This is a genomic window from Bradyrhizobium sp. Arg816, assembly GCF_029989365.1.
Taxonomy (GTDB): domain Bacteria; phylum Pseudomonadota; class Alphaproteobacteria; order Rhizobiales; family Xanthobacteraceae; genus Bradyrhizobium.
On record NZ_JAPRAQ010000010.1, the window covers coordinates 295,059 to 302,083 of the forward strand.

Below are 7,025 nucleotides of genomic sequence, written 5' to 3' on the forward strand. Positions count from 1 at the left end.
TAGCCCATGGAAAACATTCGCATGCTCTCGACGCTCGGCCTGATGGGCGCGATGCGCAGCCTGTCCTCCGCCTTTGAGAGCGCATCGGGCATCCATGTCGACGCCGACTTCGCGCCAACGCTGGCGCTGTTGAAGCGGCTACGCGACGGCGAGGCCGCCGATCTCGTGATCCTTACCCGTGAGGGGCTCGACGAGATGATCGGCGAAGGCCGCGTGGCCGCGGCTAGCGCAGCCGATCTGGCGCGCTCCTTCGTCGGCATTGCCGTGCGGGCAGGGCAGGCGCATCCCGATATTGGCGGCGAAGCCGCGCTCCGCAAAACGCTGCTCGCGGCGCGGTCCGTCGCCTATTCGCGGCTGGGCGCGAGCGGTGTCTATTTTGCCCAGTTGATCCAGCAATGGGGCATCGCGGCCGAGATCAACGCCAAGGCGACCATCGTCGAGCAGGGCTTCACGGCGGAGCGGCTCGTCAGCGGCGAGGCCGACCTCGCCGTGCAGCAGGTCAGCGAGCTGAAGCAGGTCGACGGCATCGAAGTCGTAGGTCCCATCCCGCACGATTTGCAGACACCGGCCGTGTTCTCCGCCGGCCGCATGGCGAGCGCCAGACATGCCGAAGCGGCCGATCGGCTGCTGCGCTATCTGGCATCGCCGGAGGTCGTCCCCGTGCTGCGCCAATCGGGACTCGAGCCTTGAATTTGCCGGAGCAGAGACGCAACGTGGCGCCCATGCGGACTTGTCTCCTTGCCATCCTCCTCACGCTCGCTGCGCCGTTGTCGGCGCATGCGCAATCGGCCGACCTCGTCCTGTGCGACCGGCTGGCCGCCGATCCCAGCGATCCCGACAAGCCGGCCGATGTGAAGGGCGTGACGGAGCTTGCTGCCTCCGACATTGCGACCGCCGTCAAATTCTGCAAGCTGGCCGCACCGTCGTCGCGGCGGGCGATGTTCGCGCTCGGCCGCGCCTATGCCGCCAACCGGCAGACGGCGGAAGCGATCGCCACCTGGCGCAAGGCGGCCGACAAGGGATCGAGCGCGGCGATGGTCGAGCTCGGCGTCGCCTACGGCACCGGCTCCGGTATTGCGAAAGACGAAGCACAAGCGCGCAAGCTGTTCGAGCGGGCGGCGCAGGCCGGCAATCCTCGCGGTGTCAGCAATCTTGCCGCGCTCGGCGGCGCTGGCGGTGCTGCGCCGGCCGATCCCGCACAGGCGCGCACGCTGCTCGGCAGAGCGGCCGAGACCAACGCGGAGGCGCAGTACCAGCTTGGCCTGATGCTCTCCAACGGCAACGGCGGTGAGAAGGACGACGTCGCGGCGCGCGCGATGTTCGAGAAGGCGGCGGCGCAAAACCATCCCGGTGCGCTGGAGCGGATGGGCGCCTTCGCGCAGGAAGGCCGCGGCGGCGCCAAGGACAAGGATGCCGCCAAGGCCTATTACGAGCGCGCTGCCGCGCTCGGCGACGAGGACGCCAAGAAGGCGCTGGAGCGGCTCCGCTGTCCCTATGCGATCAAGGACAAGCAGGGCAAGCTCGTCACCACGCTCTGCTTCTAGAGCGCGATGAGATCGCGCTTTAGAATTACTGCTTGAGCATGATCATTCCGGAAAACCGCTGCATACTTTTCCGGATCATGCTTCTAGCTGACTACTTCATGTAGTAGGCGAGATTGTTGCGGGCATCGCGATAAGTCGTATCGAGAAAGTCGGGATATTGCGCGGCGGCCTGCGCCACCGCGCGCACGATGCAGTCCCAGAAATCGCCATCCCAGTTGAAATGTGCCTCGGCCGCGCCCTCGAATTTGACGGCGGTGATGATGGCGTGCCGGATCGCATCGTCACTGGCTCGCGGATGGGCGCGTTTCACATAACCGAACATCGGCCCTTCGTGGGCATGATCGCGGTCGTAGCGATATTTCGCGCTGATCTGCTCCGGCGTGAGGGTGCGATTGACGCGGACCTCTTCGGCGGTCGGACGCTGCTCGATCGAATCCAATCGGTAACGCCAGCGCCAGAGCTCGAAAGCCGCATCAAGCAGCGGCTGCTTCGCTGCGCTGGCGACGATCGCTGCGATCAGTTCCTCGGCTGATGGTTCTATCTGGTCCATGCCGATTGGTCGCACGTTTGCGCCGGCGGGTTCGAAGCAGTCTCAAGGGGGAACCAGCTCCAACACGGGCCGTTGTGTCACAACGAGCGGGAGGTCCACATGATCCGCAAACTGGCATCCGGCGAATACCGCCTCTATTCACGCAAGGTGAATCCCAAGACCGGCAAGCGCCGCAACCTCGGCACGTTCAGGAGCCGCGCCGCGGCCGAGAAGCACGAGCGCGAAGTGCAGTATTTCAAGCGTCACTAGCGTGTGAGGCAGGTGGCTCCGGACAGGGCAGACAAAAAGTCGAAAAACAACCCCGTGCACAGTAGCCAAGTCGTTGAAATCACTCATTTCGTATTTGGCGAAAAACCGATTGACCCGTCGGGCAAAACAGGGGCATGATGGCATCATACGGCGAGTGGGCTCCGCTCCCGGCCCTGCGCGGAAAAGCCGGATGGCCTCGGTGCGGCGACAGTGCTAGGTAGCCCACGATTCTTTTTTGATTTTATGGGCTTATTGAATTGCTGGACGGACTCTACAGGGTTGAATACGGCGTCAACGATGCGTTCGGCCGCAGCATCATGTGCCTGCACGACGGCAAGATGCTGGGCGGCAATTCGGCCTTCGCGCACCTTGGAACCTATGCCGAGCGCGACGGCGAGATCGTCGCCGAGGTGATCACCGAACGGCACAACGAGGATCCCAATTACAAGCCGCTGATGGGAGCCGATATCGCCTCGATCGGTGCGCGCGGGCGGCTCACCGGCAACCAGATCCGTCTCGAGGGTGGCGCGGACACCATGCCGGGCGCAAAATTCTGGGCCAATCTCACCCGGCTCGACGACGAGGGGCTGCCTCCGAGTGGTGCGGTCGGTCCGGGCGGCATCGCCAACGGACTCTATGGGATGAGCCTGCGCGCGCTTGATGGTGTCGATGCCGGATTATCGGGCGTGATGCTCCTGATCGACGGCCGCATCCTCGGCGGCGATGCGTTCTTCTACTATCTCGGCTCATATTCCTCGGCGGACGGCCGCTGGAAGGGCGAGATGCTGAACCAGGAGCACACGCCGGCGAAGGGCGAGAACCCCGTGTTCGGCGGCTATGAGGTCGGGATCGGCTTCTCCGGAACCTGCACGGTGGATAGCGGCGAGATCGAAGGCATCGCGCTCGCCGGCAAGCGCAGCCTGCGCCTTGCAGCCTCGCTCAAACTGATGCGGCGGGCCTAGAACGATGCCTCGACCGGTTGGCCTATGAGATGCACCGAGCACCGCAGAACGGTGAAGTCCATCTGCCGCTCTTCGAGAGGCTTGAAACGGACCTTGCCGTCCTAAAAGCTAAGGAAGCAACGTTGGAGCGAGCACGCGCTAGGGCCGCGCGCTATATGCAATTGAAGGCAAAGAAGTGACCGCGGACTCGAGCCTAACGGGCTGGCTATTGTACGCCTCGCGGTTGCCCACAAAAACTACGCCGCTGGGCTCGAAATACACGTCCCGGCGGCGCTCTATTGCTGGCCCCTGAAATCCTCCAGCAGCTGCTGCCATATCAGCAATCGCGGCGCACAAGTGTGAACTGGTTCACAATTGGTGCCCCGTAAGATCACGGCGTTCCTCGACAAGAAGACTAAAGCCTAGTTGCCCAATCCCGTACCCACGCCGTAAAGTTGCCGTGGGTCTGGGGAGATTCATGAAGTACATATTTGCACTTGGAGCCGCGCTTTTGCTCGCGGGCTGCTCTTCGACGCCGGCCGACCTCGAAGCCAAAGCGGCGCCGATCGTCCAGACGTACTCCGAGAATTACCAGGAAATTTACCGGCTGCTACGGCGAGCTATCACTGTCGCTGATCAACATAGGCACGCGCAATTACTACGTTTCGGCCCGCGTCGATAAGCAGCCGACTGGCTCAAAGCTCACGGTTCGTTCAGGCAACACCTTGGCAAGCGAGAGATACAAAACGCTGTTACTGGGGTGGGCCGGGGGCGATCAGAATTGTCCGGTGATTTGATTAAACAGGCGTGCGGGTGTACGACGCGCTCAATCCGAAACAGGGCGCTGCGCCGTGTTGGCCGTCTCCCTGGTGAAAGCAACGGAAGATTTTTCCGTTGCTTGCTTGACTACCTTCCTCTGGGCCGTGGCAGACGCGCGCCCACCTATCAGCTACGGCCCACATGAGAGAGATCGGACCAATCGCTACGCCGAAACCGCCATTGTCAGCTGGAGCCCGCTTTATCCGGGGCTTCCAGCGGGTTGGCATCGTCGTCGCAGGACTCGTTGGAATCGTCGGCGTGATAACGACGATTGTGATCGCAATCGATCAACAATCCTCCGCTGACGGCAGATACAGGCGGACCAGGTCGCTCAAAGATTAAAACCACCGGCGCTTTCATTGACGGAAGCTGCGTTGCCGCGTGGCGGAAGAGCGTAGCCGGCAAGGCGCCTTTTTCGCAAATGTATATCGCCGACATGGATGAGGAACGGCTCAACGCTGCGACAAAGCGTCTGCGCGCGCTTGGCGCACCTGTGGCCGCTATCCGTGGCGAAGCCGTCGATACTTCGCTCGCAATTCTGAAGCGCTTAGAACCGAAGGGCCTGCACTTCGCATTCATCGATCCGTACAGCTTGGGCGCCCTGGACATCAACATCTTCAGGACGCTCTCGCGCCGGACTCGAATGGATATGCTGGTTCACCTCAGCAAAATGGACCTTCAACGAAACCTAGACGAAAACATCGGATCTGCTCTATCAGCGTTCGACAGATTCGCCCCAGGCTGGAAAGATGTAATCGACGCTGATCAGGCTCAGCGTGGCATCCGCGGCGAGATTATCGATCATTGGAGGGACCTGGTATCTGGATTAGGTACCAAGGCATCCACCGAAATGAAGCTCCTAAAAAATAGTGGTGGCCAGCACCTCTACTGGCTGCTTCTGGTAGCCAAGCACGAGCTCGCGCACAAATTTTGGAAGACGGCTGCCAACCCAGAAGGACAAGGTGATTTTTTCAAGCTGTAGCTGAAGGCATCTCATCGTAGGTCCGCCCATTCAATGTGCGCCCAGCGGCTTTCTTGTTTTTGCCGCCCCACTGTTTGAAGAAAAATGCGGTGCCGTAGCGGCGACATGCGGACTCGATTTCGCGAACCCACTCAGCATCCATCGGCCGAGCCTTCGGACCACTCTCGCCGCCCACAATTGCCCAGTGAATTCTCTTGAGGTTGGCGTCGGCGACAGACCCGAGCAGTGGCTCAAACGAGATGAAGCGCACCACGGCGCGCACCGCACGCAGTTCATCGATTCTGCCAAAATAGTCCGCGCTCTCCACGCTAGTGCCGAGCCAAACGTTGCGCAACAACGGCAGAGCTGAGGTAATCTTGGCCATGTGGTCCGGCCGTTTTGTGAGGATCTGGTATGTATGCTGTGGTGTCGCCGCCATCGTCGACCACACTTCGGTAACGAAATCCTCCGGCACATCTTCGTGGAAGAGGTCCGACATTGAGTTCACGAAAGTCTGGCGTGGCTTACTCCATCCTTTCGGCGCGTCGAGCGCTTTGCGATCCAGATAAAGCTTGCCGGTCCACTTCGCTCGGCCGCCGGTCTTTCGCGTCAGCCCTTTGTACTTCGCAACACCCATGGCATCGAGGCGCGCGGCCATCCGCATGGCGTAGCAGTTGGTGCAGCCGGGCGAGAGAATGGCGCAGCCGGCGACAGGATTCCACGTCGCATCGGTCCACTCGATCGAGGTTTCAGCCATGGAATTCCCCTTCAGAGTCCAGAGTGTCACAAGAAGTGTGGTGATATTTCGTTAACCACCTCCACCTCCACCGCTTCCGTCCGCCCCTCAGCTTCCGCCGCTCGATCTCTGCACCGGAGTCGTCGAGCACGATCACAACCGTGCCCGCACTAGGGTCATATTCGGGATCGCTGGCGATATCCCGAGCGACACAGGCGCCGTATTGGACCGCCAGTTCAGCAGAGCCAAATAGTTCTCCAACCTCGTCCGCCTGTGTCTCGCCGTTGTGGAAGATCGGGAAGTAATAACATCGCATAGCCGCAGGCCCTCCATCCTTTAGCGGCCTTCATGCGCCCAGTTCGGGAGGTCTGCACCTGTCAAAAACGACAGGGTCGTGCGACAGCTGCGCTAGCAAGCGGCGTCGCGGTTGCCGCCTAAGTGGACTGCCGCCGACATCAAGGAATCGAAGGCACTCGAAAGCACGGACGCTTGTCACAAAGTTAGCGGCGCGCGTTCGCACCGAAAGTCGTCCCGACCGATGCGGAGAACGAGCCAACGGGTGAGCGCTAAAAAGTCTTAGAATGTGACCCTCTTCACATGAGTATGACATCAGGATCGTTAATCTCCAGCCGCTAGAGTGATGGTCCAGTTACAGTGGGAGGCGGTCATGTCCGCCGACACAAAAGCTGATGATTGGTTTATTGCTGCGCACGTGCTGAGGATACGCACGTCGTCGGGCACCGCATCGATATCGTTTAAGATTGGCAGCAGAGTAGCTAACATCGCCGCACTTCTAGGTTGCTCCGGGCCACTTTCCGGGAGCGGCGTTTCGGACACGGACTTCCAGCTTGATACGCAACTTATGCGCAACATCAGCGGGCCATGGTCATTGAAGGACATCAAGGGGCATCGCGGTGACGTCACGCAAAACGTGTCATTTTTACCAGATGCATTGTCCGGCGTAGCGTTTAACAAGAGTGGAAGCGTCTTTTTTAATTTCGAGATACCCAACCCCACTCCTACGACCTTTACGATCAAGGGCCAGTGGATGGTAAAGATGGTCCTCAATCTTGGCACGACGTTCGCAATCTAGGGCGTGTACTCATCTGTGGACGCCCCGCCAGATGCAAGCGGTTTTTGAGGAAGATTGGCACGTAGTCGGATGCTGCCATCTGTCCGGCCTCTGATGCAGCGATGGAGCTGCGGGCCTGTATGGGAGTTCGCG

General features: G+C 60.6%; 11 protein-coding genes. 7 read left to right on the forward strand and 4 right to left on the reverse strand.

The window, feature by feature from the left end:
• The first annotated feature begins 6 nt into the window (after positions 1–6).
• Positions 7–690 (forward strand): substrate-binding domain-containing protein, encoded by a 684-nt coding sequence (locus OWC48_RS25420; RefSeq protein WP_282522408.1) that lies wholly within the window; start codon positions 7–9, stop codon positions 688–690.
• A gap of 32 nt (positions 691–722) precedes the next feature.
• Positions 723–1,544, forward strand: coding sequence for a tetratricopeptide repeat protein (locus tag OWC48_RS25425; RefSeq protein WP_282522409.1), 822 nt, complete (start codon positions 723–725; stop codon positions 1,542–1,544).
• A 91-nt stretch (positions 1,545–1,635) separates the two neighbouring features.
• On the opposite strand, the gene OWC48_RS25430 is transcribed toward OWC48_RS25425, so the two are convergent.
• On the reverse strand, positions 1,636–2,094 hold the full coding sequence (locus OWC48_RS25430; RefSeq protein WP_282522410.1) for a hypothetical protein: 459 nt from the start codon (positions 2,092–2,094) through the stop codon (positions 1,636–1,638).
• 99 nt (positions 2,095–2,193) lie between these two features.
• On the opposite strand from OWC48_RS25430, the gene OWC48_RS25435 reads away from it, so the two are divergent.
• The 3 genes from OWC48_RS25435 (at position 2,194) to OWC48_RS47210 (ending at position 3,966) form a co-directional block, all read left to right on the forward strand.
• Positions 2,194–2,343: a hypothetical protein gene (locus OWC48_RS25435; protein WP_007591825.1), complete on the forward strand. Its 150-nt coding sequence runs from the start codon at positions 2,194–2,196 to the stop codon at positions 2,341–2,343.
• A gap of 257 nt (positions 2,344–2,600) precedes the next feature.
• Positions 2,601–3,305, forward strand: a complete 705-nt coding sequence (locus tag OWC48_RS25440; RefSeq protein ID WP_282522411.1) for a hypothetical protein — start codon at positions 2,601–2,603, stop codon at positions 3,303–3,305.
• Positions 3,306–3,762: 457 nt separating this feature from the next.
• On the forward strand, positions 3,763–3,966 hold the full coding sequence (locus OWC48_RS47210) for a lipoprotein (protein ID WP_368860672.1): 204 nt from the start codon (positions 3,763–3,765) through the stop codon (positions 3,964–3,966).
• Between the two features lie 320 nt (positions 3,967–4,286).
• Here OWC48_RS47210 and OWC48_RS25445 read toward each other — a convergent pair whose 3' ends face one another.
• Positions 4,287–4,463: a hypothetical protein gene (locus OWC48_RS25445; RefSeq protein WP_282522412.1), complete on the reverse strand. Its 177-nt coding sequence runs from the start codon at positions 4,461–4,463 to the stop codon at positions 4,287–4,289.
• Here OWC48_RS25445 and tcmP point away from each other — a divergent pair.
• Positions 4,462–5,085 (forward strand): three-Cys-motif partner protein TcmP, encoded by a 624-nt coding sequence (gene tcmP / locus OWC48_RS25450; protein WP_282522427.1) that lies wholly within the window; start codon positions 4,462–4,464, stop codon positions 5,083–5,085. The two genes, OWC48_RS25445 and tcmP, sit on opposite strands and share 2 nt — an antisense overlap.
• Here the strand turns inward: tcmP and OWC48_RS25455 are convergent.
• Positions 5,075–5,821: a DUF5131 family protein gene (locus OWC48_RS25455; protein ID WP_282522413.1), complete on the reverse strand. Its 747-nt coding sequence runs from the start codon at positions 5,819–5,821 to the stop codon at positions 5,075–5,077. The two genes, tcmP and OWC48_RS25455, sit on opposite strands and share 11 nt — an antisense overlap.
• Positions 5,814–6,116, reverse strand: coding sequence for a DUF6894 family protein (locus tag OWC48_RS47575; RefSeq protein WP_404979821.1), 303 nt, complete (start codon positions 6,114–6,116; stop codon positions 5,814–5,816). Before OWC48_RS47575 ends, OWC48_RS25455 begins: the two co-directional genes overlap by 8 nt.
• 351 nt (positions 6,117–6,467) lie before the next feature.
• Between OWC48_RS47575 and OWC48_RS25460 the strand changes: the two genes are divergently transcribed.
• A complete protein-coding gene (locus OWC48_RS25460; protein ID WP_231142003.1) occupies positions 6,468–6,893 on the forward strand; it encodes a hypothetical protein in 426 nt (141 codons plus the stop codon).
• Positions 6,894–7,025 lie beyond the last annotated feature (132 nt).

What these genes read in the sequence shown, in the direction of transcription:
- OWC48_RS25420 (WP_282522408.1), top strand. Translation starts at nt 7, where the DNA reads ATGGAAAACATTCGCATGCTCTCGACGCTCGGCCTGATGGGCGCGATG.
- OWC48_RS25425 (WP_282522409.1), top strand. Translation starts at nt 723, where the DNA reads ATGCGGACTTGTCTCCTTGCCATCCTCCTCACGCTCGCTGCGCCGTTG.
- OWC48_RS25430 (WP_282522410.1), bottom strand. Translation starts at nt 2,094, where the DNA reads ATGGACCAGATAGAACCATCAGCCGAGGAACTGATCGCAGCGATCGTC.
- OWC48_RS25435 (WP_007591825.1), top strand. Translation starts at nt 2,194, where the DNA reads ATGATCCGCAAACTGGCATCCGGCGAATACCGCCTCTATTCACGCAAG.
- OWC48_RS47210 (WP_368860672.1), top strand. Translation starts at nt 3,763, where the DNA reads ATGAAGTACATATTTGCACTTGGAGCCGCGCTTTTGCTCGCGGGCTGC.
- OWC48_RS25445 (WP_282522412.1), bottom strand. Translation starts at nt 4,463, where the DNA reads ATGAAAGCGCCGGTGGTTTTAATCTTTGAGCGACCTGGTCCGCCTGTA.
- OWC48_RS25455 (WP_282522413.1), bottom strand. Translation starts at nt 5,821, where the DNA reads ATGGCTGAAACCTCGATCGAGTGGACCGATGCGACGTGGAATCCTGTC.
- OWC48_RS47575 (WP_404979821.1), bottom strand. Translation starts at nt 6,116, where the DNA reads ATGCGATGTTATTACTTCCCGATCTTCCACAACGGCGAGACACAGGCG.
- OWC48_RS25460 (WP_231142003.1), top strand. Translation starts at nt 6,468, where the DNA reads ATGTCCGCCGACACAAAAGCTGATGATTGGTTTATTGCTGCGCACGTG.